The sequence below is a fragment of the Nocardia neocaledoniensis genome (assembly GCF_003182135.1).
Taxonomy (GTDB): domain Bacteria; phylum Actinomycetota; class Actinomycetes; order Mycobacteriales; family Mycobacteriaceae; genus Nocardia; species Nocardia neocaledoniensis.
On the sequence record NZ_QGTL01000011.1, the window covers coordinates 160,281 to 183,583 of the forward strand.

24 protein-coding genes and 1 other RNA gene are annotated in these 23,303 nt (G+C 72.1%); 13 read left to right on the plus strand and 12 right to left on the minus strand.

The features are described 5' to 3' along the window. Positions 1-22: 22 nt before the first annotated feature. Positions 23-1,852, minus strand: a complete 1,830-nt coding sequence (locus DFR69_RS25965) for a vWA domain-containing protein (RefSeq protein ID WP_110040249.1) — start codon at positions 1,850-1,852, stop codon at positions 23-25. A gap of 207 nt (positions 1,853-2,059) precedes the next feature. Between DFR69_RS25965 and DFR69_RS25970 the strand changes: the two genes are divergently transcribed. After that, positions 2,060-3,757, plus strand: coding sequence for an Eco57I restriction-modification methylase domain-containing protein (locus DFR69_RS25970; RefSeq protein WP_110040250.1), 1,698 nt, complete (start codon positions 2,060-2,062; stop codon positions 3,755-3,757). Here the strand turns inward: DFR69_RS25970 and DFR69_RS25975 are convergent. From DFR69_RS25975 to DFR69_RS25990, 4 genes are all read right to left on the minus strand, one after another. Beyond that, positions 3,751-4,374, minus strand: coding sequence for a TetR/AcrR family transcriptional regulator (locus DFR69_RS25975; protein WP_110040251.1), 624 nt, complete (start codon positions 4,372-4,374; stop codon positions 3,751-3,753). The two genes, DFR69_RS25970 and DFR69_RS25975, sit on opposite strands and share 7 nt — an antisense overlap. Positions 4,375-4,381: 7 nt before the next feature. Further along, complete coding sequence (locus DFR69_RS25980) at positions 4,382-4,570, minus strand: hypothetical protein (protein WP_110040252.1); 189 nt, start codon at positions 4,568-4,570, stop codon at positions 4,382-4,384. Positions 4,571-4,685: 115 nt separating this feature from the next. Then, positions 4,686-5,201 carry a gamma carbonic anhydrase family protein gene (locus tag DFR69_RS25985; RefSeq protein ID WP_110040253.1) on the minus strand — a complete coding sequence of 172 codons (516 nt, stop codon included), beginning with the start codon at positions 5,199-5,201 and terminating at the stop codon, positions 4,686-4,688. An 8-nt stretch (positions 5,202-5,209) separates the two neighbouring features. Further along, positions 5,210-6,166 (minus strand): GlxA family transcriptional regulator, encoded by a 957-nt coding sequence (locus DFR69_RS25990; RefSeq protein ID WP_110040254.1) that lies wholly within the window; start codon positions 6,164-6,166, stop codon positions 5,210-5,212. A gap of 72 nt (positions 6,167-6,238) precedes the next feature. Between DFR69_RS25990 and DFR69_RS25995 the strand changes: the two genes are divergently transcribed. The 3 genes from DFR69_RS25995 to ald all read left to right on the plus strand — a co-directional run bounded on the left by DFR69_RS25995 (position 6,239) and on the right by ald (position 8,894). Then, positions 6,239-7,009, plus strand: coding sequence for an MBL fold metallo-hydrolase (locus tag DFR69_RS25995; protein ID WP_110040330.1), 771 nt, complete (start codon positions 6,239-6,241; stop codon positions 7,007-7,009). A gap of 116 nt (positions 7,010-7,125) precedes the next feature. Further along, positions 7,126-7,734 (plus strand): hypothetical protein, encoded by a 609-nt coding sequence (locus DFR69_RS34200; RefSeq protein ID WP_146229428.1) that lies wholly within the window; start codon positions 7,126-7,128, stop codon positions 7,732-7,734. A 56-nt stretch (positions 7,735-7,790) separates the two neighbouring features. Further along, complete coding sequence (gene ald, locus DFR69_RS26005; protein WP_110040256.1) at positions 7,791-8,894, plus strand: alanine dehydrogenase; 1,104 nt, start codon at positions 7,791-7,793, stop codon at positions 8,892-8,894. A 4-nt stretch (positions 8,895-8,898) separates the two neighbouring features. Here the strand turns inward: ald and sigJ are convergent, their stop codons facing one another. After that, positions 8,899-9,837: an RNA polymerase sigma factor SigJ gene (gene sigJ, locus DFR69_RS26010; protein ID WP_110040257.1), complete on the minus strand. Its 939-nt coding sequence runs from the start codon at positions 9,835-9,837 to the stop codon at positions 8,899-8,901. Positions 9,838-10,044: 207 nt separating this feature from the next. On the opposite strand from sigJ, the gene DFR69_RS26015 reads away from it, so the two are divergent. Continuing rightward, positions 10,045-10,968, plus strand: coding sequence for a cobalamin biosynthesis protein (locus DFR69_RS26015; RefSeq protein ID WP_110040331.1), 924 nt, complete (start codon positions 10,045-10,047; stop codon positions 10,966-10,968). A 28-nt stretch (positions 10,969-10,996) separates the two neighbouring features. On the opposite strand, the gene DFR69_RS26020 is transcribed toward DFR69_RS26015, so the two are convergent. Together DFR69_RS26020 and DFR69_RS26025 are read right to left on the minus strand one after the other, a co-directional pair. Further along, the gene (locus tag DFR69_RS26020) at positions 10,997-11,863 is read right to left on the minus strand and encodes an SURF1 family cytochrome oxidase biogenesis protein (RefSeq protein ID WP_110040332.1); all 867 of its coding nucleotides are present in this window, start codon (positions 11,861-11,863) and stop codon (positions 10,997-10,999) included. Continuing rightward, complete coding sequence (locus DFR69_RS26025) at positions 11,863-12,366, minus strand: low molecular weight protein-tyrosine-phosphatase (protein WP_110040258.1); 504 nt, start codon at positions 12,364-12,366, stop codon at positions 11,863-11,865. The genes DFR69_RS26020 and DFR69_RS26025 overlap by 1 nt, the downstream gene beginning before the upstream one ends. Positions 12,367-12,437: 71 nt before the next feature. On the opposite strand from DFR69_RS26025, the gene DFR69_RS26030 reads away from it, so the two are divergent. The 5 genes from DFR69_RS26030 to DFR69_RS26050 all read left to right on the plus strand — a co-directional run bounded on the left by DFR69_RS26030 (position 12,438) and on the right by DFR69_RS26050 (position 17,674). Further along, entirely contained in the window at positions 12,438-13,598 is a 1,161-nt protein-coding gene (locus tag DFR69_RS26030; RefSeq protein WP_482805364.1) for an aminotransferase class I/II-fold pyridoxal phosphate-dependent enzyme, read from the plus strand. 31 nt (positions 13,599-13,629) lie between these two features. Beyond that, positions 13,630-14,745, plus strand: coding sequence for a Nif3-like dinuclear metal center hexameric protein (locus DFR69_RS26035; RefSeq protein WP_110040260.1), 1,116 nt, complete (start codon positions 13,630-13,632; stop codon positions 14,743-14,745). A 143-nt stretch (positions 14,746-14,888) separates the two neighbouring features. Next, complete coding sequence (locus DFR69_RS26040; RefSeq protein WP_110040261.1) at positions 14,889-15,626, plus strand: zinc ribbon domain-containing protein; 738 nt, start codon at positions 14,889-14,891, stop codon at positions 15,624-15,626. 16 nt (positions 15,627-15,642) lie between these two features. Beyond that, complete coding sequence (locus DFR69_RS26045) at positions 15,643-16,848, plus strand: bifunctional RNase H/acid phosphatase (protein WP_110040262.1); 1,206 nt, start codon at positions 15,643-15,645, stop codon at positions 16,846-16,848. A gap of 136 nt (positions 16,849-16,984) precedes the next feature. After that, positions 16,985-17,674 (plus strand): S1 family peptidase, encoded by a 690-nt coding sequence (locus tag DFR69_RS26050; protein WP_110040263.1) that lies wholly within the window; start codon positions 16,985-16,987, stop codon positions 17,672-17,674. A gap of 68 nt (positions 17,675-17,742) precedes the next feature. On the opposite strand, the gene DFR69_RS26055 is transcribed toward DFR69_RS26050, so the two are convergent. Together DFR69_RS26055 and DFR69_RS26060 are read right to left on the minus strand one after the other, a co-directional pair. Continuing rightward, on the minus strand, positions 17,743-18,294 hold the full coding sequence (locus tag DFR69_RS26055) for an NUDIX domain-containing protein (RefSeq protein WP_110040264.1): 552 nt from the start codon (positions 18,292-18,294) through the stop codon (positions 17,743-17,745). Between the two features lie 55 nt (positions 18,295-18,349). After that, the gene (locus DFR69_RS26060) at positions 18,350-19,237 is read right to left on the minus strand and encodes an alpha/beta hydrolase (RefSeq protein ID WP_110040265.1); all 888 of its coding nucleotides are present in this window, start codon (positions 19,235-19,237) and stop codon (positions 18,350-18,352) included. 36 nt (positions 19,238-19,273) lie between these two features. On the opposite strand from DFR69_RS26060, the gene rnpB reads away from it, so the two are divergent. After that, an RNA gene (rnpB, locus tag DFR69_RS26065) (RNase P RNA component class A) lies at positions 19,274-19,679 on the plus strand. 62 nt (positions 19,680-19,741) lie between these two features. Here rnpB and DFR69_RS26070 read toward each other — a convergent pair. Then, positions 19,742-20,107 carry a hypothetical protein gene (locus DFR69_RS26070; RefSeq protein ID WP_110040266.1) on the minus strand — a complete coding sequence of 122 codons (366 nt, stop codon included), beginning with the start codon at positions 20,105-20,107 and terminating at the stop codon, positions 19,742-19,744. A gap of 404 nt (positions 20,108-20,511) precedes the next feature. On the opposite strand from DFR69_RS26070, the gene DFR69_RS26075 reads away from it, so the two are divergent. Next, positions 20,512-20,844: a hypothetical protein gene (locus DFR69_RS26075; RefSeq protein WP_110040267.1), complete on the plus strand. Its 333-nt coding sequence runs from the start codon at positions 20,512-20,514 to the stop codon at positions 20,842-20,844. A gap of 20 nt (positions 20,845-20,864) precedes the next feature. Further along, positions 20,865-22,295: an RNB domain-containing ribonuclease gene (locus DFR69_RS26080; protein ID WP_110040268.1), complete on the plus strand. Its 1,431-nt coding sequence runs from the start codon at positions 20,865-20,867 to the stop codon at positions 22,293-22,295. 155 nt (positions 22,296-22,450) lie between these two features. On the opposite strand, the gene DFR69_RS26085 is transcribed toward DFR69_RS26080, so the two are convergent. After that, positions 22,451-23,302 (minus strand): CHAD domain-containing protein, encoded by an 852-nt coding sequence (locus tag DFR69_RS26085; RefSeq protein WP_110040269.1) that lies wholly within the window; start codon positions 23,300-23,302, stop codon positions 22,451-22,453. Position 23,303 lies beyond the last annotated feature (1 nt).

Below are 23,303 nucleotides of genomic sequence, written 5' to 3' on the forward strand. Positions count from 1 at the left end.
CGGGCGGGTTCGCGGTCCGGGATCAGGCGCGGCGGCGGGCGAGGGCCCAGATCGCGGCGCCGATGCCGACCAGCGCGATCACGCCGACGCCGATCCCGGCGAAGACCGGCCACGGCGTGCCCGCGTCCGAACCTTCCACGGCGACAGCCTTTTCGGTCGACGGTCCGTTCTGCTCGCCGAGCACGTCACCGCCGCCGCCGACGTAGACAGGGCCGGCTTCCTTGTCGCCCACGACCGCCACGTCGAGTTCCACCGGCGTCGGCGGCATGGTCGTGGCCCCGCTGGGCAGGCCGACCTTGACCGCGAGGTAGTGCCAGCCGGCCACCGAGAGACGCCGCACCTCGGAATCGTTCGCGTCGCGGTTCGCGTAGCGGACCGGCACCGTCGACAGCGTGAGATCGGTGCTCGTCCGGCCGGTGTAGGCGGTGGTGTCGGCGTCGATCTCCCGGCCGAGCGGGGAGTACAGCGTGGTCTCCACGTTCGTGGCGGAGGTGTATCCGGCGCCGCCGGTCTCGCCGAACCGGACCCGGTACGCCAGGCCCTGTCCCCAGTCCAGGCGCACCTTGTAGAAGACGTATTCGCCGGATTGCACGGTGTCGGTGTACTTCCCGCTGCCGTCGAGCTCCGCGGCGACCGTGAACGAGCCTCCGCCGCTGATCGGCTCGGGCGCGCCCGCCGGGTCGGTGAACGCCACCGGGGCTTCGACGGGCGCCGGGCCGGGATCGGTGACCCCGGGCTCGATACCGACGAGGAGTTCCACCGGCAGCCGCTCCGGCGCGCCCTGCGGCGCGAGGTCCCAGGCGAGCTCGAAGTAGTAGCGGCCCGCGCCCTTGCACGGACCCGATTCCGTGGCCGCGGCGCCCTCGAAGGTGTGGCTGACGGTGAGCGCGACCCCGTCGCTCGTGCGGGTCTCGAGCTCCCGCTCCCTGACCCCGCAGTCGGTGCCGTCGCGACCGTAGACGCGCAGGTCCATGGCGGCCATGTCGTCGGTGATCGACACATCCGCGGCGCGCGGGAACGAGACGATCCCGGTGAAGTAGGCCGTCGCCCCGGCGGGCACGTCGACGGCGTAGAACCGCTTCTCACGCTGACCGATGGTGTCGAGGTACTGGCCCGGCGTCGCCACCGGCGCGGTGCGGTACTCGGCGGTGCCGGTGATCGGGGTGCCGGTCGCCTGGTAGTCGCGCAGCGCGGCCGAGCTGACCCGGGGCAGGACGCGTTCCAGCGCGGCGCCGTCGGCGGCGTCGCTGTAGGTGCCGCCGGTCGCCTGCGCCATGCAGGTGAGCTGGGCGCGGGCCTTCTCGTCGACGGCGAAACCGATCGTGTGCACGACCAGGTCAACGCCCTGCTGCTTCAACTCCGCCGCCACCTCGCACGGATCGGGCGGCGCGCACGTGTCGTCACCGTCGGAGACGAGCACGATCGAGCGCGGGCCCTGCGCGGGCAGCGCCGCCGCGGCCTGACGCAGCGCGGTGCCCATCGGGGTCCAGCCGCGCGCGGTGATGCCGTCGACGGCGGCGGTGAGCGCGGGTTTGTCGATCCGGTCCGGCTGCCGCAGCACCTGGACGTCGTGGCAGCCCGCGGTCTTGTCGGCCTCGTCGTTGCTGGTGCCGGTGCCGTAGGTGGTGAGCCCGACGGAGGACTCGGCGGGGGCCGACGCGACGAACGAGCGCACCGCCCGCTTCGCGGCATCCATCATGGTGCCGCCCTGATCGGGACGTTCCATGGACCCGGACGCGTCCAGGATGAGCATGGTCGGCGTGTACTGCGGGGTGTCCGCCTGCGCCACCGCGGGCAGCAGGGACAGTGCCGCGGCGGCCAGTACCGCCGCCAGCGTGGTGAATCTCGACATCGTCCTCGTCTTCGGCTACATCACGATCGCAACGGACCGACGTTACCGAGCGCCGGGAACGCCCTCCAGCGGAGTCGCGGTGGCGCAACCCACGGTTTGAAACCGGTCAGGAGGTAGGCGCTGGTCAGGGGGTCGTTACGAACCCGTTCCGCGGCCGTGTCTCGCGCCTGCGCCGCGTCGCCGGCGGCGCGGGGCACAATCGAGCCCATGGCTTCGCACGCCCGCGACGCGCACGAGCGCAAACGGCACGGCAGGCACTACACACCGCCCGAGCTCGCGCGATTCCTGGCGCGCCGGGCGCTGCTGCACGCGCCGCGCGGTGCTGAACTGCGGGTACTCGATCCGGCGTGCGGGGACGGCGAACTCCTGCTGGCGGTGCACCGGGAGGCGCCACCGGGCGTCACGGTCCGGCTGACCGGCTACGACCTGGACCGGCACGCGGTCGCCGAGACCGCGGCACGCGCGGCCGCGGCGGGCATCGAGGTCGACTGCCACTCCGGTGACTTCCTGGCCGCCTCGGCACGCCTCGACGACGGCTCGTTCGATCTGATCATCAGCAATCCGCCGTATGTGCGCACCCAGCAGCTCGGCGGTTCGACCGCCCAGCTGTTGAGCAAGAGGTTCGGTCTCCGGGGGCGTATCGATCTCACGCACCCGTTCGTCGCTGTCGCGCCCCGGCTGCTCGCGGCGCGGGGTGTCCTCGGATTGCTCTGCGCCAACAGGTTTCTCACCACCCGCGCCGGTGCGAATCTCCGCCGGATCCTGACCGAGGACCTGCACCCGGCCGAACTCTACGACCTCGGCGACACCAAACTCTTCGCCGCGGCGGTGCTGCCCGCGATCACGATCGCCACCCGCGCGCCGACGCTGCGCGCCTGCCGGTACGTCTCGGTCTACGAGGAGCCCGGTGCCGTACCGGACTGCGCCACGGAGCTTTTCGACGCGCTCGCCGGTGACGCGGCTCGCCTGGTCGGCGCCGGTGGGCGCGTCTTCGCCGTCGAGGTCGGCGTGCTGTCGACCGGCGCCGAGGGATCGGCCACCGACGGACCGGCCACCGAAACCGCACGCCGCTCGAAACCACCCGCCGACCCCGCGTGGCGCATGTCCCGCCCCGCGGTCGACCGCTGGCTCGACCGGATCGGCGAGCGCACCTGGCGGAGCTTCGGTGACACCGCGCGGATCCGGGTGGGTATCAAGACGACCGCGGATCGGGTGTTCATCTCGGATCGGTGGGAGCAGATGGACCCCACCCCGGAACCGGAACTGTTGCGGGAGTTGATCACTCATCACGATCTGCAGCCGTGGCGGATCGGCAGGGAGCGGGGCACGAAGGTGCTGTACCCCTACGACCTGCTGCAACCGCGCCGCACACCGATCGACCTCGCCGAATTCCCCGGCGCGGCGGAGTACCTGCGCTCGCACGAGCGGGTGCTCGCCGGCCGCAGGTACGTCCTGGACGGCGGCCGGAAGTGGTTCGAGATCTGGGTACCGCAGCGTCCGCATCTGTGGGGTGCGCCGAAACTGGTGTTTCCCGACATCAGCGAACGGCCGCGCTTCGCCCTCGACCGGTCGGGCGCGGTGGTCAACGGGGACTGCTACTGGATCTCGCTCACCGATCTCGGCGCGGGCGCGCAGGCGACGGAATTGGCGTATCTGCTGATGGGCGTGGCGAATTCGGCGCTGGGGCTGCGGTTCTACGACGCGGTGTGCGGCAACCGCCTCTATTCGGGACGGCGGCGCTGGATCACCCAGTACGTGGCGCGCCTGCCCCTGCCCGACCCCGCGCGACCCGCCTCGGCGGTGATCGTCGACCGGGTCAGGGCGGTGGTGGAAGACGGGGTGCCGGTGGCGCGGGCGGGCATCGACGAGGCGGTGGCCGCCGCCTTCGGCGTGCCCGCTCAGTGAGCGCGGTGGATCCCGACCATCGGCAGTAGTGTGCGGCGGGCGAACTCGCGACCGGCCTCGGCGTCGTCGAGCGGGATGAGGCCGTCGGGGGTGAGCGCCAGCGACAGCGCGAGCCTGGCCATGATCTCGGCGACCAGGTCGGGATCGAATTCCGGCACCGGCGCGCTGGCCTGCAGCTCGCGCAGCTTGTCGGCGAGGTAGCCGCGCCCGACCGCGAGGATGGGACCGGCGTCGGTGGTCAGGCGCGGCAGGATGATCTCCGGCTCGGTGCCGAGCAGCCGGCGCAGCAGTTCGTTGCCCGCGATGGTCGTCACGAACGCCACGAAGATCTCGACCAGCTGCTCGCCGGGCTCGGTGACCGCGCTGACCCGGGCGTCGATCTCGGCGACATAGCGTTGCGCCTCGCGCACGCCGACCGCCTCGACCAGGTCGTTCTTGGATTCGAAGCGGCGATACAGGGTGGCCGGGCTGATGCCGGCGCGCCGGGCGATCTCACCCATGCTGGTGCGCTTGATGCCGAAATCGAGAAACGCCGACAGCGCGCTGTCGAGCAGCTTCTCCCCGTCGGTGACGGGCTTTTCCAGGATCCGCGCGAGGATGGACGAGACGGTGGGCATCGCCCCATTATCCCTGTGGCGACAAATCCAGCGCGGCCATCTCTCGCTCGATCGCGTTGGCGGCGAAGTCGGCGCCGCGGGAACGTAATTCGTGGACCCGGCACTGGAGTGCCTCGATTCCGCCTGGCTGGGCGGCGATATCGGCGACGCTGAGCCGCCGCTCCGCCAGGTGCACACCGGTCTGCCTGTATGCCACCGTGAAACCTCCTGCCTCGCGTACCCGGTGCCGGCCGCCGAACTCCTGGCCGGACGCGATACGCAGGGCAAATGCTATCAGGTTTCCCTAATGGTCACTTGATCAGTGTGACGTCTCACAAGATCTCGGCACTCCGGTGCGCCGCGAGATTGTGAACGTAGACGGCGGCGTTGAGCTTGATGCCGTCCTGCTGCGCCTCGGTCAGCTCCTTGCGCACCTTGCCGGGCACGCCCGCCACGAGCGAGCCGGGCGGAATCTGGGCGCCCTCCGGGATCAGGGCGTTCGCCGCGATCAGGCTGCCCGCGCCGATCACCGCGCCGTTGAGCACGGTCGCGCCCATGCCGACGAGCACGTCGTCGCCGATGGTGCAGCCGTGCAGAATCGCGTTGTGGCCCACCGAGACTCCGCTGCCGACGGTGAGCGGGAAACCGGGGTCGGCGTGCAGCACGCAGCCGTCCTGGATATTGGTGCGCGCGCCAAGGGTGATCTGCTCGAGATCGCCGCGCAGCACCGCCGAGTACCAGATGCCGACCTCCTCGGCCAGGCGCACCCGCCCGATGACGGTCGCGTTCGGCGCGATCCATGCGGTCTCGTCGATCTCCGGAGCGAATCCGGCCACCTTGATGATCATGGTCGCGATTATCGCGCTGTCCCGCGGAACTGGGCACGGTGGGCCGCCGGGGAGGTGCCCAGCGCGCGGTGGAAGTGGTGGCGCAGGTTCACCGCGCTGCCGAAACCGGTGTCGCGGGCGATCCGGTCGACGGTGTCGTCGGTCGATTCCAGCAGCAGCCGGGCGTGATCGGTGCGCTGACGCAACAGCCAGCGCTGCGGGCTCGTTCCGGTGCGCTCGCGGAAGCGGCGGGTGAAGGTACGCCGTGACATGAACGCCGCCCGTGACCAGGCATCGAGGTCGATGGTGGTGCCGAGGCGGGCGCGCGCCCAGACCATCGCGTGCTCGATCGGATCGTCGGTGTCGTCGTCGATCGGATCGATCGGGATGAACTGGGCCTGGGAGCCGTGCCGGTGTGGCGCGGTGACCAGCGCGCGGGCCAGTTCGGTGGTCGCGCGGGCGCCGAGGTCACCACGGACGATGTGCAGGCAGCAGTCCAGTGCGGCGGCCACGCCCGCGGAGGTGATCACGTCACCGAGGTCGGTCCACAGCACATCGGCGCGTACCCGCACGCGGGGGTAGGCGGTGGCCATCGCCGTCGCGGCGGCCCAGTGCGTGGTGACTTCGCGGCCGTCGGCCAGACCGGTCGCCGCGATCGCCCACGATCCCAGGCAGAGGCCGACGAGCCGGGCGCCGCCGGCGTGCGCGGCGCGCACGGCCGCGTCCAGGGCGGGGGACAGGGGCTTGTCGCGCAGCCAGCCGGGGAAGATCACCAGCTCCGCTTCGGCCACCGCGTCGAGTCCGTGGTGCACGGTGATGTCGAAACCCGCGGCGGTGGACAGGGTTCCGGGTTGTTCGGCGCAGACTCGCACGTCGTAGGGCAGGTCGCCGGCGACGCCGACGCCGGAGCGGCCGAAAACGAGGGTCGGCACCGACAGGTGGAAGGGGCTGATTCCGTCGAACGCGATGACGGCCACCGAACGCATGGCCCGATCTTAGCGATGCGCGGCCTGACGGCCACTCTCCGGCGGGTGACGCGGTCGGCCAGAGTGGTCGACATGACCGAAATCGTCACCAGCCCCGCGCTGCTGGACGCCGTGCACGTGGGCGGCCCGACCCTGCGGTTCCGCTACGCGAGCACCACCTGGCTCACCGACCCGACCTTCGACGAGCCCGGCGACTACCCGGGCCCGATCACCCTGCACAAGCTCAGCGGGCCCGCGGTGCCGATCGAGGCCATCGGGCCGATCGACGTGGTCCTGCTCTCGCACGACCAGCACGCCGACAATCTCGACACGGCGGGCCGCGAACTGCTGGCCGGGGTCGACACGGTGCTCTCCACGCCCGACGCCGCGGCCCGCATCGCGGGCGTGCGCGGGCTGCGGCCGTGGGAGAGCGTCACGCTCGGCGCGGTCGAGGTCGTCGCGGTGCCCGCGCTGCACGGGCCCGAGGGATGCGAACCGCTCAGCGGCGTCGTCACCGGGTTCGTGCTGCGCGCCGCGGGGGAGCCGGCGGTGTACGTCTCCGGGGACAACGCGTCGGTGGAGGTGGTCGAACAGATCGTGGCGCGGATCGGGCGCATCGACGTCGCGGTGCTGAATATCGGCGCCGCCAATGTCGGCCGGTTCGGCGACAGCGATGTCACCTTGAACGCGCGCACCGCGGTGCGGGCCGCCGAGGTTCTCGGCGACGCGATCGTCGTCGCGGTGCACGCGGAGGGCTGGGCCCACTTCACCGAATCGCTGGATCATCTCGAGCGCGCCTTCGGTTACGCCGGTCTCGCCGACCGGCTCCGCATCCCGGTGCGGGGCGAAGTGTTCGCCGTCTGAGCGATCTCGAACCAACAGTTTTCATACCTGTCCGGTGGTCTGCGGGGTGCTCACCCGACGGGAAGGATCGACGCGCGTCCGGCTCCTCGGGCGCGGGTCTCGCGACAGGAGAGACGTTGCCCGAGAAACTGCTCGGCACAGCCGCGCGTGTGCTGATGACGCTGGTCGCCGTGGTGCTGGCGCTGGCGGGATGCTCGTCGAGCGAACCGGAGCCGACGGCCCCGGCGTCGAGCACGGTCTCGACCACCCCGACGATGACGAGTGCGGTCACGTCGACACCCGGCGCGGCGCCCACCGGCGACGGCGCCTCGGGTGGCGGCGTGACCGGTTCCCCGGGCACGCAGGCGACCGGCGGCGACCAGACGCCCCCGCCGGGCTACAACTGCGTGCCGGGACCGGATTGCGGGACCGACAGTTGTGGTTTCGGTGAGTGCGGGCTTCCACCGGGGCACACGTGTCAGCCCGGACCGGATTGCGGGACCGACAGTTGTGGTTTCGGTGAGTGCGGTCTCCCGCCGGGACACACGTGTCAGCCCGGTCCCGAGTGCGGCACCGACAACTGCGGCCCCGGCCAGTGCGGTGAGCCGCCGACCACGACCGAGGCGCCCGTGCCCACCACGCCCGCCGCGACCTCGGCGCCGGTGACGACGACCCCCGCCACGACGGCCGAGGCGACCACGACCTCGGCCGTGCCCGCCGCCGCGAGCACGACGCCGACGCCGTGACAACACGCGTTCGGCAACCGCCGGACTCCCGTCGACGCGCGTCCTAAGCTGGGCGGATGACGGGAACAATCGGGGTACCTGCCGAGGTCAAACCGCAGGAGTTCCGGGTCGCGCTCACGCCCGCCGGCGCCTCGGAACTGGCCGCGCACGGGCACCGGGTGCTCGTACAGGCCGGGGCCGGAACCGGCTCGGGTTTCGGCGACGAGGACTACGTCGCCGCGGGCGCGACGATCGGCGCGGACGCCGAGCAGGTCTGGGCCGAGGCCGACCTGATCCTGAAGGTGAAAGAGCCCATCGCGCAGGAGTACTCGCGGATGCGGCGCGACCAGGTGCTGTTCACCTATCTGCATCTGGCCGCGTCGAAGGAGTGCACCGACGCCATCCTGGACTCCGGCATCACCGCGATCGCCTACGAGACCGTGCGCGCGGCGGACGGTTCGCTGCCGCTGCTCGCGCCGATGAGTGAGGTCGCGGGCAAGCTCGGCACCCAGGTCGGCGCCTATCACCTGATGGCGCCGATGGGCGGGGAGGGCGTGCTGCTCGGCGGCGTGCCCGGGGTGCGCCCGGCCGATGTGGTGGTGCTCGGCGGTGGGGTGGCCGGGACGAACGCGGCGACGGTCGCGGTCGGCATGGGGGCGCGGGTGAGCGTGCTCGACACCAATCTGGCGCGGTTGCGGGAACTCGACGCCCGCTTCGCAGGCCGGGTGGGCACCCTCGCCTCACACGCGCTCGAGATCGAGAAGGCCGTGCTCGCGGCGGATCTGGTGATCGGCTCGGTCCTCGTGCCGGGCGCCAAGGCGCCGAAGCTGGTCTCCGACGAACTCGTCGCCGGGATGCGGCCGGGGTCGGTGCTCGTCGACATCGCCGTCGACCAGGGTGGCTGCTTCGCCTCCACCCGGCCGACGACGCACGCCGATCCGACCTTCCCCGTGGCGAACTCGCTGTTCTACTGCGTGGCGAACATGCCGGGAGCGGTACCGCACACCTCCACCGTGGCCCTCACCAACGCGACCCTGCCCTTCGCGCGGGCCATCGCCGACAAGGGCTGGCGCGGCGCGTGCACCGCCGATCCCGGCCTGGCCGCCGGCCTCACCGCGCACGACGGCAAACTCCTGTCGACCGAAGTCGCCGCCGCGCACGGATATTCGCTCACCGTCTGAGCGGTCAGTCGTTCCCGCCGAGGAACCAGTCCGGCACCCCCTCGGTCGGCAGGTCGCGCAGCTTGTCGGGGTTGCGGACGACGTTGATCGCCACGATGCGGCCCGCGTCGACGACGAACGAGAAGACGCCGACATTGTGGCCGTCGAACACCACGAGCCCCGGCGCCCCGTTGACCAGGACCGCGCGGCCCCAGGCCTCGGCGGCCGACGGGCCGTGGTACCAGCCGAGCAGCGCCTTGGCAATGAGCTCGGCACCGCGCAGCGGCTGCCGGATGGCGGGCACCTTGCCGCCGCCGTCGGCGGTGAGCACGACGTTGGCGTCGAGCACGCCGAGCAGCGAGCTCAGATCACCCGAGCGCCAGGCCAGCGCGAAGGCCGAGACCACCTTCTCCTGCTCGTCGCGGGAGGCGGGGAAACGGGGTGTGCCGGACTCGACGTGCTTGCGGGCGCGCGAGGCCAGCTGCCGCACCGCGGCGGGGGTACGGCCGACCACCTCGGCCACCTCGGGTCCGGACATGCCGAACACGTCCTGCAGCACGAACGCCGTGCGTTCGGCGGGGGACAGCGACTCCAGGACCACCAGCAGCGCGGTGGTGACCCGCTCGTCCTGGGAGACGCGGTCGGCCGGGTCGTCCCAGGCGGTGACCTCCGGCTCCGGCAGCCACTCGCCGACGTACTGTTCGCGGCGGGCGCGGGCCGAGCCGAGGTGATCGAGGGCGAGGCGGCCGGTGACCGTGGACAGCCAGGCGCGCAGATTGTCGATCTCGGCGGCCTTGCCCGCCTCGTGGTGGCGTTGCAGCCGCAGCCACGCGTCCTGCACCACGTCCTCGGCGTCGCTGATGCTGCCCAGCGTCGAGTAGGCGAGCCGGCGCAGGTAGGGGCGATGTTCCTCGAAGCGACGGGCCAGTTCGGCCTGGTCGGAGTGCTGCGGTGCGTCGGTCATCGTGATCGCCGTTCGGTCGTCGGTGGCCCTGCTCGGGGGAGTGTAGAAGCGGGTTCGCAGAGATGACGAACCAGCGGGGCCGGGTGTGACATTCCCGCGCGGGGGCAGGGTTCGGCGGAATTCCGGGCCGTGACGTCTAGGCGTCTGGGGCGGGTCGGATGGCGGGTTCGTGGCGGCGGCCGGTGACTCTAGGGTTTACTCGTGCGGGTGCAGAGGGTGAATTCGACGGCGGTGGGTCTCGTTCTCGGGTTCGCGCTCGACCGGGTGTTCGCCGATCCGCGCCGGTTCCATCCGGTGGCCGGATTCGGCTCGGCGGCACTGGCATTGGAGCGGTCGACCTATGCCGACGACCGGCGTGCCGGGGTGCTGCACGAGGTGGTGGCGGTCGGGTCGGTGCTCGGCCTCGGCGCGCTGGCGGCCAGGGGTGGGGTGCTCGCCACGGCCCTGGCGACCTGGACCGCGCTGGGCGGCCGATCCCTCACCCGCGCGGGGCACGCGATGGCCGACCGGCTCGACGCCGACGACATCGCCGGTGCCCGCGAGCTGCTGCCCTCCCTGTGCGGCCGCGACCCCTCGGTGCTCGACGCCGACGGATTGGCCAGGGCCGCACTGGAATCCCTGGCCGAGAACACCTCCGACGCCACCGTCGCGCCGCTGCTGTGGGGCGCGGTCGCCGGGGTGCCCGGCCTGCTCGGCTACCGCGCCGTGAACACCCTCGACGCGATGATCGGCTACCGCAACGAGCGCTACCTGAACTTCGGCTGGGCCGCCGCCCGCACGGACGACCTCGCCAACCTGGCCCCGGCCCGCCTCACCGGAATCCTCACCGTCGCGCTGGCGCCGCTGGTGGGCGGCACACCGGCCGCGGCATGGCGGGCCTGGCGCCGCGACGCCGCCAAGCACCCCAGCCCCAACGCGGGCGTCGTCGAGGCCGCGATGGCCGGAGCGCTCGGCATCCGCCTCGGCGGCCGCACCCAGTACCGTCACGGCGCCGAACTCCGCCCGACCCTGGGCGACGGGCCCCCACCGACCACCGCCGACCTCCGCCGCGCGGTGCGCATGTCGGACGCGGTACAGGTCGGCGCGCTGGTCGTGTCGGCGGTCGTCGCGGGAGTGCTGCGGCGCGGCTAGCGGGGGAGTGGTCCCGCGACGGAGCGAGTCAGCGGTTGCGGCCGTAGCGGTCGGCCAGGCGTGCTTCCGTGGTGGACGGTGCGGGAATCTCGGGTGACGGGGTCGACTCCGGCGCGGCCGGGTTGGGGGACTCGGCGCGGTCGCGGCGGCGGGCGCGGAGTTCGGCGACGACGAAATAGCCGAGGCCGAGCGGGGCCATGATGCCGAAGGCCAGCCATTGGAGGCCGTAGGACAGGTAGGGGCCGGCGTCCAGCTGGGGGAGCGGGACGGGGGTGAACGCGCCGGGCTGGCCCTCGGCGAGTTGGAGATAGCCGCCCTTGTCGGTGCCGGTGGGGATGGGAGTGAGCGCGGTGCCGAGGACGGTGGACTCCTGGCCGGTGTCGACCGTGTACACCTGCCGGTAGCCGTCCTGGGTGCTCGGCGGCTTGTCGGCCACCACGCCCTCGGACGCGCGGACCCTGGCCTCCAACCGCTGGGCGCCCGCGGGCGGTGCCTCGATGGCCGGGGGGCGGGTGCCGTCGACGGCGGCGACCAGGCCGCGGTCGACCAGCAGCGTGCGTCCGTCGTCGAGCCGGAACGCGGCCAGGACCGCGTAGCCGGGCGCGCCGTCGAGGTGGCGCAGGCGCACGAGCACCGTCGAATCCGGCACGTAGGAGCCCGTGGCGGTGACCTTGCGCCACTCGGTGTGCGTGGCGGGATCGCCGTCGATGATGCCGGTGACGTCCACCGGATCGGCCCGCACCGAGTCGGCGATGAGCTGGTTGCGGTGCTCGGTGCTGGTGTTCTTGCCCAGCTGCCACGGCGCGAGCACAGTGAAGCACAGGTACGCGAACGCCGCGACGATCACCGCGAGGATGAGCCAGCTCGGGCGCAGCAGGAAGGTGAGCTTGCGGATCATCGGCCGGCGTCGGCGGTCGCGCGGGCGTCGAGCGCGGCGCGTACCCAGTCCAGGAGACCGGGGATGGCGGCCTCGATCTGATCGCGGACCAGGTCGAAATCGGCCTGGTCGCCGTAGTAGGGGTCGGGGACGTCGCGGCCGTCGGCGGCGGGATCGAAACTGCGCAGCAGTCTGCGCTGCTCGGTGGACACGCCGCGCTGGGCCAGCTCCCGATCGTGGCCGCTGTCGAGCACGACGATCAGGTCGGCGTCGCGGTGCTCGGGGCCGAAGGTCGCGGCGATGTGCTCGGTGGGGTAGCCCGCCCGGCGCAGCGTCGCCTCGGTCCGCGGATCGGCCGGATCGCCCACATGCCACGAGCCGGTGCCCGCGCTGGTGACCCGCACCCGATTGGCGAGACCGGCGCGGTACAGATGCGCCTCGAACATCTTCGCCGCCATCGGCGAGCGACAGATGTTGCCGGTGCACACGAAGCTCACATGAACTGGACCCACGGCTGCCATTGTCGCCCGTGCCGGCGGATCGCCGCCACGTAGGGTGTTCAGTTGTGTTCCAGGACTCCGTCGACCCCGCGATGCTGCGCCACCACGGCGACGTGGAGGCGCGGCCAGGAATGCTCGACTTCGCGGTGAACGTGCGCGGCGTCGCCCCGCCCGCCTGGTTGCGCGCGCGGCTGGCCGAGCGCCTCGACGATCTCGGCCGGTACCCGAGCGCGGAGGACGAGGCCGCCGCCCGCGCCGCCGTCGCCGCCCGCCACGGTCGCGCGCCCGAGGAAGTGCTGCTGCTGGCGGGCGCCGCCGAGGGCTTCGCGATGCTGCCGCGCCTGGCGCCGCGCCTCGCCGCCGTCGTCCACCCGTCGTTCACCGAGCCCGAGTTGGCTCTGCGTGAGGCGGGCGTGCCGGTGACCCGCGTGATCCTGGAACGGCCCTACACCCTCGACCCGACGTTGGTCCCCGAGGACGCGGACCTAGTCGTCCTCGGCAACCCGACCAACCCCACCTCGGTCCTGCACCCCGCCGCCACGATCGAGGCACTGCGCCGCCCCGGCCGTCTGGTCGTCGTCGACGAAGCGTTCGCCGACGCCGTCGCCGATCCCGGGATGTCGGCCGCGGCGCCCGGTCGTCCGGTCGGGTTCGAGCCGCCGATCGGCCGATCCGGGCTCGCCGATCCCGCCGCTGCGGGCGGCCCGGCAACGCACTCCGGTGCCGCTGGTGCCGTGTCCGCCGGGCCCCTGTTCTCGGCCGAGCCGGAGTCGCTGGCCGGCCTGTCCGCACCCGACGTACTCGTCCTGCGCAGCCTCACCAAGACGTGGGCGCTGGCCGGACTGCGCTGCGGGTACGCGCTCGGCGCGCCGGAGGTGCTGGCCCGGCTGAGCCAGGGCCGCCCGCACTGGCCGCTCGGCACGCTGCAGCTCGAGGCGATCATCGCGACCGCCGCGCCCGCGGCCGTCGTCGAGTCCCGGCGCGAGGCGGACCGGATCGCCGTCGAACGGGCCGCGATGATCGAGCGTCTCACCGCGCTCGGCGTCGACGTGCACACTCCGGCGACGGGTCCGTTCCTGCTGCTCGCCGTGCGCGACGGCGCGCTCGTCCGTAAGCACCTGGCCGACCGCGGCATCGCCGTCCGGCGCGCCGACACCTTCCCCGGCCTGGACCAGGACCATCTGCGGGTGGCGGTGCGCGGGCCCGCCGAGGTCGACAAGCTGATCGAGGGCCTGCGGGCCGCGCTGTGGTGAGACCAACCAACGAACGACGAAGGAGGCGGCGGTGCCTGACCTGGCCGAACTGATCGGGGTGCTCGACGCGGCGTACCCGCCGAAGCTGGCCGAACCGTGGGATTCGGTCGGGTTGGTGTGCGGTGACCCGGCGCAGGAGGTGACCAAGGTGGTCTTCGCCGTCGACGCCACCGCCGCCGTCGTCGACGAGGCGATCGAGTGGGGCGCCCAGGCGCTGGTCGTGCACCACCCGCTGCTGCTGCGCGGCGTCGACACCGTCGCCGCCGACACCCCCAAGGGCGCGCTGCTGCACAAGCTGATCCGGTCCGGCTGCGCGCTGTTCTCCGCGCACACCAACGCCGACTCCGCCGACCCCGGCGTCTCCGACGCGCTCGCCGCCGCCGTCGGCCTCACGGTGACCGGCCCACTGGACCCGAAACCGGTTGCCTCCGTGGATAAGTGGGTGATCCAGGTGCCCCGGACCCACACCGCCGCCCTGATGTCGGCGTTGTTCACCGCGGGCGCGGGCGCGATCGGTGACTACCGGGAAGCGGCCTGGTACACCGCCGGGACCGGGCAGTTCCGGCCGGTGCCCGGCGCGAACCCGGCGATCGGGGTGGTCGGCGAGGTGGAAACCGTCGAGGAGGACGCGGTCGAGGTCGTCGCGCCGCCGAGTTCGCGGCTCGCGGTCCTGGCGGCGCTGCGCGCGGCCCATCCCTACGAGGAACCGGCCTATCACGTCACCGAGCGCGCGTCCCTGCCGTCCTCGCTCGGCCTTGGCCGCGTCGGCGAACTCGCGCGGCCGGAGACCCTGCGCGAATTCACCGCCCGCGTCGGGGTCGGTCTGCCGCGCACCGTCTGGGGCGTGCGCGCCGCGGGCGACCCGGATCGCGTCATCGAGCGGGTGGCCGTCTGTGGCGGTGCGGGCGACTCCTACCTGAACGCGGCCGTCCGCGCCGGCGTCGACGCCTATCTCACCGCCGACCTGCGCCACCACCCCGTCGACGAGCATCTGCGCCGCGGCGGCCCCGCCCTCATCGACGCCGCCCACTGGGCCACCGAGTTCCCCTGGTGCGGCCAGGCCGAGCAGCTCGTGCGCGCCGCACTGCCCCGCCTGACCACGCGGGTGTCCACCCTGCGCACCGATCCGTGGACCGTCACCGGCTGACCGGCCTCCGCGCGAAGACCGTGGGGCCGGGCCGGGCCGCGACCACCCCGGGCCCGGGTCTTCGGGTCATGGCATGCGGGACCCGCGCGGCGCGGTACGGTTGATCAACCCATCCGTCCACAGTGTTCAGGAGTTCGTGCGCGTTGAATGTCGAACCGTCGGTCCAGTCCAAGCTGCTCCAGCTCGCCGCTGTCGATGCCGAGTTGACGCGGATCGCGCACCGCAGGAACGCGCTGCCCGAGCAGCAGGAGGTGACGCGCCTGGCGGCCGAACGCAACGGGTACAAGGACGCCGCCGTCGCCGTGGAGATCGGCATCGACGATCTGGATCGCGACATCCGCAAGCTCGAGGGTGAGGTCGAGGCCGTCCGCAAGCGCGAGGACCGCGACCGCGGCATGCTCACCGCGGGCACCGTCGCCGCCAAGCAGCTCGCCGAACTCCAGCACGAGCTGGGCAGCCTCGAACGGCGCCGCTCGGTGCTCGAGGACGAACTGCTGACCGTGATGGAACAGCGTGAGGCGATGGCCGCCGACCACGACCACGCGGGCGCCCGGCTCAGCAAGGCCGAACAGGACCTGGCCGATGCCGAACGCCTGCGCGACGAGGCGATGGCCGACCTCGATGTCGCCCAGCAGCGCTGCGACACCGATCGGGCGGGCCTGCTCGGCCTGTTCCCCGGCGAGTTGCTCGCGATCTACGACAAGCAGCGCGCCGCGCACGGTGTCGGCGCCGCCCTGCTGCAGGCCCGCCGCTGCGGCGCCTGCCGGATCGAGATCGACCGCGGCGAGATGCAGCGCATCGCCAAGGCCGCGCCCGACGCCGTCCTGCGCTGCCCCGAATGCGGCGCGATCATGGTGCGCACCAAGGAATCCGGGCTGTGATCGACGCGGTGCGCCGATGACCGAGGTGATCGTCGAGGCCGACGGCGGCTCGCGCGGTAACCCCGGCCCGGCCGGCTACGGCGCGGTCGTCTTCGACGCCGACCACGCGCGGGTGCTCGCCGAGCGCAAGGAATACCTGGGCGTCACCACCAACAATGTCGCCGAATACCGCGGCCTCATCGCCGGTTTGGCGGCCTCGGCCGAACTGGGCGCCACGGTCGTCGCGGTCCGGATGGACTCCAAGCTCGTCGTCGAGCAGATGTCGGGACGCTGGAAGGTCAAGCACCCGTCGATGATTCCGCTCGTCGAGCAGGCGCGGGCCCTCGTCGCCGGCTTCGACCGGGTGAGCTTCACCTGGATCCCGCGCGCCGAGAACTCCCATGCCGACCGGCTGGCCAACGAGGCCATGGACGACGGCGATCTCGTCGGCACCGTCCGCGAGGCCGTCGCCGCCGGGCACGCACCGGGCGACCAGGTGGTCGTGGCCGCCAGAGACAAGGCCGAGGTGGGTTCCGTGGCTGCGGAACAGATCGAGGGCGACCCGGCACTGGACGGCGGTGCCGCGCAGCGTGTTCCGTCCAACGCGCCCGGCTGGACCGGCGCGCTCGGCAGGCCGACGCGGCTGTTGCTGCTGCGCCACGGCCAGACCGAACTGTCGATCGAGCGCCGCTACTCGGGACGCGGCAACCCGCCGCTCACCGAGCTCGGCCGCCAGCAGGCCGAGCGGGCCGCGAAAATGCTTGCCGCCAAGGGCGATATCGCCGCGGTCGTCACCTCACCGCTGCAGCGCGCCCGTACCACTGCCGAGGCCGCCGCCGCGGCGCTCGACGTGCCGTTGCGCGTCCTGGACGGCCTCATCGAGACCGATTTCGGCGACTGGGAGGGTCTCACCTTCGCCGAGGCCGCCCAGCGTGATCCGCAGCTGCACACCGACTGGCTCGGCGACCCGTCGATTCCCGCGCCGGGCGGGGAGAGCTTCGATCAGGTGCGCGAGCGGGTGGAGAGCGTGCGGCGGGATCTGGTCGCGCTGTATCCGGGCCAGAACATCGTCGTGGTCAGCCACGTCACCCCCATCAAGACGTTGCTGCAGCTGGCGCTCGGTGTCGGCCCGTCGCTGCTGTACCGGCTGCACCTGGATCTGGCCTCGCTGTGCATCGCCGAGTTCTACCCCGACGGCGGCGCCTCGGTCCGCCTCGTCAACGACGTTTCGTATCTGAGCTAGGCGGGCGTCACCGGGGCGCGGTACGGTCGCCCAGGTTCACGGTTCGGCGTAACGACGACGCCCCGGCGCCCGAAAGGTTCTCGGGCGCGCGGAATGCCGCGGCCATCGAGAAAGGTACTTGATGAGGTTTCTACGGATGGCGGCGTTCGCGGCGGCCATCGCGGGGGCGCTCACCGCGTCCGCTGGGGCGGGCAGCGTGTCGGCCGAGCCGAGCGTGGTGCTCGGCGCGGCCTCGGGCATCGTCTTCGACAACAACTCCGGTTGCTCGCTGACCGCCATCGGCCACGACAGCGCGGGCAGGCTGGTCGGCCTGACCGCGGGCCACTGCGCGCCGACCGGCGCCAGGGTGGGGGCCGAGCAGGCACTGCAGGCGGGGGTGATCGGCACCGTCGCCTTCTCCGACGACGGCGAGTACCTGGACTTCGCGGTGCTGCAGCTGGACGCGGCGAAGGTCGTTCCGGTCCGCACCGTCGGCCAGACCACGGTCGCCGGCATCGGCGAGCCGCCCGCCGCGGGCGCCACGGTGTGCTCGGACGGGCGCACCAGCGGCCGCAGCTGCGGCGTGGTGTGGGGTGAGCTCGAAGGCACCTCGATCAACCAGTACTGCTCGCAGCCGGGCGATTCCGGTGGTCCGGTCGTCGTCGGGGATCGGCTGGTCGGCATGAATCAGGGCAGGCTCACCGGCCTCGGCCCCGTCGACTTCGACTTCCCGTGCACCAACGGCGCCAACCCGCTGCATTCGCCCGCCTACTTCCAGCCCATCGGGGTGATCCTCGAGGTGCTGAACCGCGCCGGCGGCGTCGGCGCCGGGTTCCAGCCCATCTGATCCACCGCTCGACTGCACAGGGGCGCGACACCGGCTCGGTGTCGCGCCCCTGTGCGTGCGCTCGGTGCTCACGACATGCTGAGGCCGCGTTCGTGCATGAGGAGCAGGCCGTAGCCGGCGACGGCGTGGGCGTCGATGATCTCGCCGCGCAGGATCATCGCCTCGAACCGGGCGCGGGAGAACCAGGCGGTGCGCATGTCCTGTTCCTCGGGCTCGCGATCCGGCTCGCCCGGGGTGAGGTCGGTGGCCAGGAAGCAGTGCCCGCGCTGGCTGGTGGCGGCGGGCGCGGTCGCGAGGACGCCCAGCGGGGTCATCCGTCCGGCCCGCAGCCCCGTCTCCTCGCGCAACTCGTTGTGCGCCAGTTCCACCGGCGAGGGCGACGTGCCCTGCGGTGGGGTGCCCGCCGGGAACTCCCAGTAGCGCTCGCCCAGCGGATACCGGAACTGCTCGACGAGGTGGAATCCCTCCCCGTCGAACGGGATCACCATCGCCCAGTCGACCTTGTCGACCACGGCGTAGATGCCGACGGAACCGTCGGTGCGGCGAATCGTGTCCTCCCGCAGCCGCATCCACGGATTGGTGTAGATCGTGCGCGAGCTGAGCTGTTCCATGGCTTCCATGGTGCCCCAATCACCTCCGGCGACAGGCCGGAACGAGCGGTGGGGCATCGGCTCGTCACGGGCGCAGCACGGAGACCAGGAAGTCGGTCTGGTCGCGCACGACCTGCTCGAACACGTCGTCGAAGTACACGTCGAAGTGGCCGACCGGGTACTGCTTGACCACGGCGTGCTTGGTGCGCTCGGCGGCCTTGCGGGTCGGCGCGGCGGGCGCCACCGAATCGTGCTCGGCGATCGCGTAGAACACCGGCACCTTCAGCGCCTTCGCCCGGCGGCCCGGCGAATCGAACAGCGTCGAGAACGCCACCCGCGCACCGACCTTCGGCCGATAGGTGTCGCTCTCCTCGGCGAGCCTGCCGAAACCCTCCGGCACGTCGGGCGCGCTCATCAGCGCCGCGGCCCGCTTGCGCCCGGCCAGCCGGATCCGCACCGGCTTGCGCCGCAGCGGGCCGAACAGCAGGTCGGTCGCGGCGATCGTGCTGACCTTGGTCAGGCTGATCGGCCCCTTCGCCATCGCCGAGGCCCAGCCGCTGGTGAACGGCACCTGCGCGACGACCGCGGCGAGATAGTCGTCGTCGGGCGCCACCGACAACACGTGCCCCCCGCCGAAGGACGTGCCCCACAACGCGATCCGCGTGGCGTCGAACCCGCGGATGCTGCGCGCGTACGCGATCGCCGCCTTCCAGTCCGCGCGCTGGCGAGCGATGTTGAGCACCTGCCGCGGTGCCCCCTCGCTGGCCCCGAAATGCCGGTAGTCGAACGCCAGCACCCCCATTCCCGCCGCGACGAACCGCCGCGCATACCGATCCAACCCCATCTCGCGGGTGGCCCCCAGCCCGTGCCCCATGATCACCAACGGTCGCGGCCGGGGAGCACCGTCGGGCAGATACAGCCACGCAGCGCACTGCTGCTCACCCGAGGGGAAACTGACGTCGACACGTTCCATGAGTGACAAAGGTACCGAGTATCCTGTACGAGCGGACGAGTCGGCCGGGCGACCGCGGTGACGGGAACGGGCACTATGGTGTCGCTGCCCGGTGCCGAGGAAAGTCCGGACTCCACAGAGCAGGGCGGTTGTTAACGGCAACCCGGGGCGACCCGCGGGACAGTGCCACAGAAAACAGACCGCCGCACAGCACGTGCGGTAAGGGTGAAACGGTGCGGTAAGAGCGCACCAGCGCCCCGGGTGACCGGGGCGGCTCGGTAAACCCCGCCCGGAGCAAGGTCGAAGGTCGCACCTCGCGGTGCGGCTGCGCAGGTGTTCGAGGGCTGCTCGCCCGAGCCTGCGGGTGGACCGCTCGAGGCACCCGGCGACGGTGTGTCCAGATGGATGGTCGCCCCCCGGTGCGAACCGGGGACAGGATCCGGCTTACAGGCCGGCTCGTCCGCGCACGAGCGACGAAAGCGGCGGTCCCCCAGGGGAACCGCCGCTTTCGTCGTGCCGCGGGGCTCAGCACATGAGCTTGACCGTCTCGTAGATCGTCTTCGCCTCGTCGTTGGTGGCGGTGGTCGCGCCGTTCTTGGAGTACGTGACGACCGCGGCCACGGTGTCGGCCTCGGACTTGCCGGCCTTGATGTCGCTGCAGGTCAGGTTCAAGACGTTGGCGACCGCCGCGTCGTCACGGCCCTCGGCCAGCTTCGGGAAGGCGTTGCGGTAACTCACCACGAACATGCCCGCCTTGGTGGCGTCCACCTTGGTGGCGGGCGCTGCGGTGGTCGAGGTGGCGGGGGAAGCCGAGGAATCGTCGCCGCAGCCGGCCAGAAGCAGGGCGAGGACGGTGGCGCTGGCCGCGATGGCGGCGGTTGTTCTACTCACGGAGCGGGATGCTAGCGCCCCAGAAAACAAGTCGCCCCCCGTGCGGTGAACGGGAGGCGACAGGTACTCGATCGAACCGGGTGCGTTACTGGGGGTTGATCATGAGCATCTGGGCCCAGTACGAGGCCGCGTCAGGGCCGAGAATCGGCAAGAGGTAATCGAAAATCAGCGACGACATGCGTTCGGAACTCCCATTTATCGACGTCGGTGCCGCACCGCCCGGCGTATGCCGGGAGTGCCGCCGCCACAGTAACAATTGCGGCCCGAGCCGTGTCGAGTCGGTGAATATGCGCGGGAAGTCGCCGGGAACGTGAGCGAGGTCATAGAGTGTTCGCCGTCGGCAGGGCTCGAGGCCACGGTTGCGGGCCCACACACATTCGATCCCGGAAGCAGGTCTTATTTACATGCGGGTAGTTCGTTCCATTGTCGCCGGTGCGCTGATCGCCGGAGCCGCCGCCGTGCTCTCCTCGCTGGGTGCCGGATCGGCGAACGCGGTCGCGGTGACCCCGCTCGCGGGTGGGGTCCAGGTCGACCTCAGCCCGGCCGATACCGCCTGGGTGCACCAGACCCGGTTCGGTCTGACCGTCGCCGGCTTGCCGCACCCGTCGGCTGCCTCGTTCGGTCAGGCGCTCGACGCGGCCGCGACCGTGTCCTCGTCGGTGCCCAACGGTCGGGTCACCTTCACCGTGTACGGCCCGTTCGATCAGCTCAACGGCACCATGCTGGCGCTGCAGTAGGCACTCGCTACCCTGCCAGGATGGAACTCCATCAGCGGATCGTCTCGGCGCCGGTCGACTTCGGCGCCATCCGTTCCGAATTCGGGCTGGCCTCGGACTATCCGGCCGAGGCCGTCTCGAATGCCCGCGACGCGGTCGACGCGTTCGCGGGCACCCGGGTCGACCGGACCGAGATCGAGTTCGTCACCATCGACCCGCCCAGCGCCATGGATCTGGACCAGGCGCTGCATCTCGAACGCACGTCGACCGGATTCACCCTGCACTACGCGATCGCCGATCTCGGCGCCGTGATCGTGCCCGGCAGCGCGCTCGCCCGCGAATCCGAGTCGCGCGGCCAGACCTTCTATCTGCCCGACGGCACCGTCCCACTGCACCCGACGGTGCTGTCCGAGGGCACCGCCAGCCTGCTGCCCGGCGTCGACCGGCCCGCCGCGCTGTGGACCATCGAGCTCGACGACACCGCGACCCCGCTGGCCTTCTCGGTGACGCGCGCGCTCGTGCGCTCCCGCGAACGCTTCGACTACGCCCAGGTGCAGGCCGCCGCCGACGCGGGCGCCCTGCACCCCTCGCTCGCCGCCCTGCCCGAGTTCGGCCGGCTGCGGATCGAGGCGGGTCTCGACCGTGGCGCGATCTCGCTGCGCCTGCCGTCCCAGGACGTGGTGCGCGACGGCGACAAGTGGCGCCTCGAACTCGAACCACGCACCGCCGCCGACGACTGGAACGAGCAGGTCTCGCTGCTCACCGGCATGTGCGCGGCACGGATCATGCTCGAGCACAAGGGAACTCCGCTCGGCCTGCTGCGCACCATGCCCTCGCCGCCGGAGTCCGCGATCGCCTCGATGCGGCGCACGGCCGCGGCGCTCGACGTCGACTGGCCCGCGGACATGCCGGTCGGGCGGATGCTGGCCGGGCTGGATCCCAACACCCCCGCCGCCCTCGTGCTGATGTCGGAGGCGACGAGCCTGCTGCGCGGCGCGAGCTACACGCTGCTCGGTGAGCTCACCGACCCGGCCGAGGACCAGCTGACCCACAGCGCCATCGGCGCCCCGTACGCGCATGTCACCGCGCCGCTGCGGCGCCTCGCCGACCGCTTCACCACCGAGATCTGCCTGGCCTACTGCGCGGGCACGGAGGTCCCCGGGTGGGTCACCGACGGCCTCGCCGCGGCCGCGGACACCTTGCGCCGCACGGACTCGGTGGCCGGCAAGGTCGACCGCGCCTGCGTCGACCTCACCGAGGCCACCGTCTTGACCCCGCGCGTCGGGACCGAGTTCAACGCCCTGGTTCTGCGGGAGGCCAACGGCTCGCGCGAGGCGGAGATCTTCGTCGTCGACCCGCCGATCCTGGCCAGGTGCACCGGCAAACCCCCCGAGGGCGAACACGTCTCCGTCCGCCTCGTCACAGCCGACAGCGCTTCCCGCACCATCGAATTCGCCTACCCGACGGACTGACCGCCCACTCGGCGCCGGACACCTTTCGGCCACGTCGCGCGCACCACGGCGAGGGGCGATGACCTGCTGACCGTTTCGCCGGACGCGAGCGGCTCCGGAGATGCGCCACCGCACGTCGAGGCGCGGCGGACCCGGTGCGCTCGGCCGGACTCCGATCAATCGCCGGTGGAGACCAGGGCGGCGGCCCCGGGATAGCGGGCCAGGGCTCGGCCCGCCGCGGCCTCCTCGGTGTCGGCCAGGAGTTCGTACAGGGTGGCGGTGGACCCGTGGGCGCCGGCGGCGACCGCCATGATGTGCTCGCGGGATTCGACGGCGTCGCGGTGGTCACCGAGGATCGACTGCAGGCGCTTGGCACGGGTGCCGAGCTCGGTGGCGTCGTCGCCGAGGACCTCGCCCGCCGCCTCGCAGGAATACCGTAACCGCTTGGCGCCCTTGCGGATGTCGTGCAGCAGCTCGACCCGGTCCGCCGGTGCGGCGGTGGGTTCGGCGAAGATCATCTTGCGCAGCCGCTTGCGGTCGCGGCGCAGCACGTGCTCGAACACCGGGCGGGCCTTCTCGCGCGCGAGGTCGGGATCGAGCGGGGCGGCGGTCCGCCAGGTCGCGAGCGTCTCGGCGAGGTGGCGGTAGCGCATGCTGTCGAGCTCGGTGAGCACGGCCTCGTGCGCCCGGGAGTAGGCGTTGCGGGACGCGCCGACGAGCGCCGCGGTCACTTCCTCTGGCACTTCCTCGTGCGCGGCGAGCAGGTCGGCGAACCGATCGGCGCGCACCTCCGCGTCGCGCGCCACTCCGAGCAGGTCGGCCAGCCACTTCAGCTCGGTGACGGTCGCCGCCGCCTGATCGGCGTCGAAGGCGTCGCGATAGGACCGCAGCACACTGCGCAGACGGCGCGTGGCCACCCGCATCTGGTGCACCGAGTCGTCGGCGTCGGCGCGTACGTCGGGTTCGGCGGCCAGCAGCCGATCGATGTCCTCGCGCAGTGCCGCGAGGACGGCTTTTCCGGCCTTCATG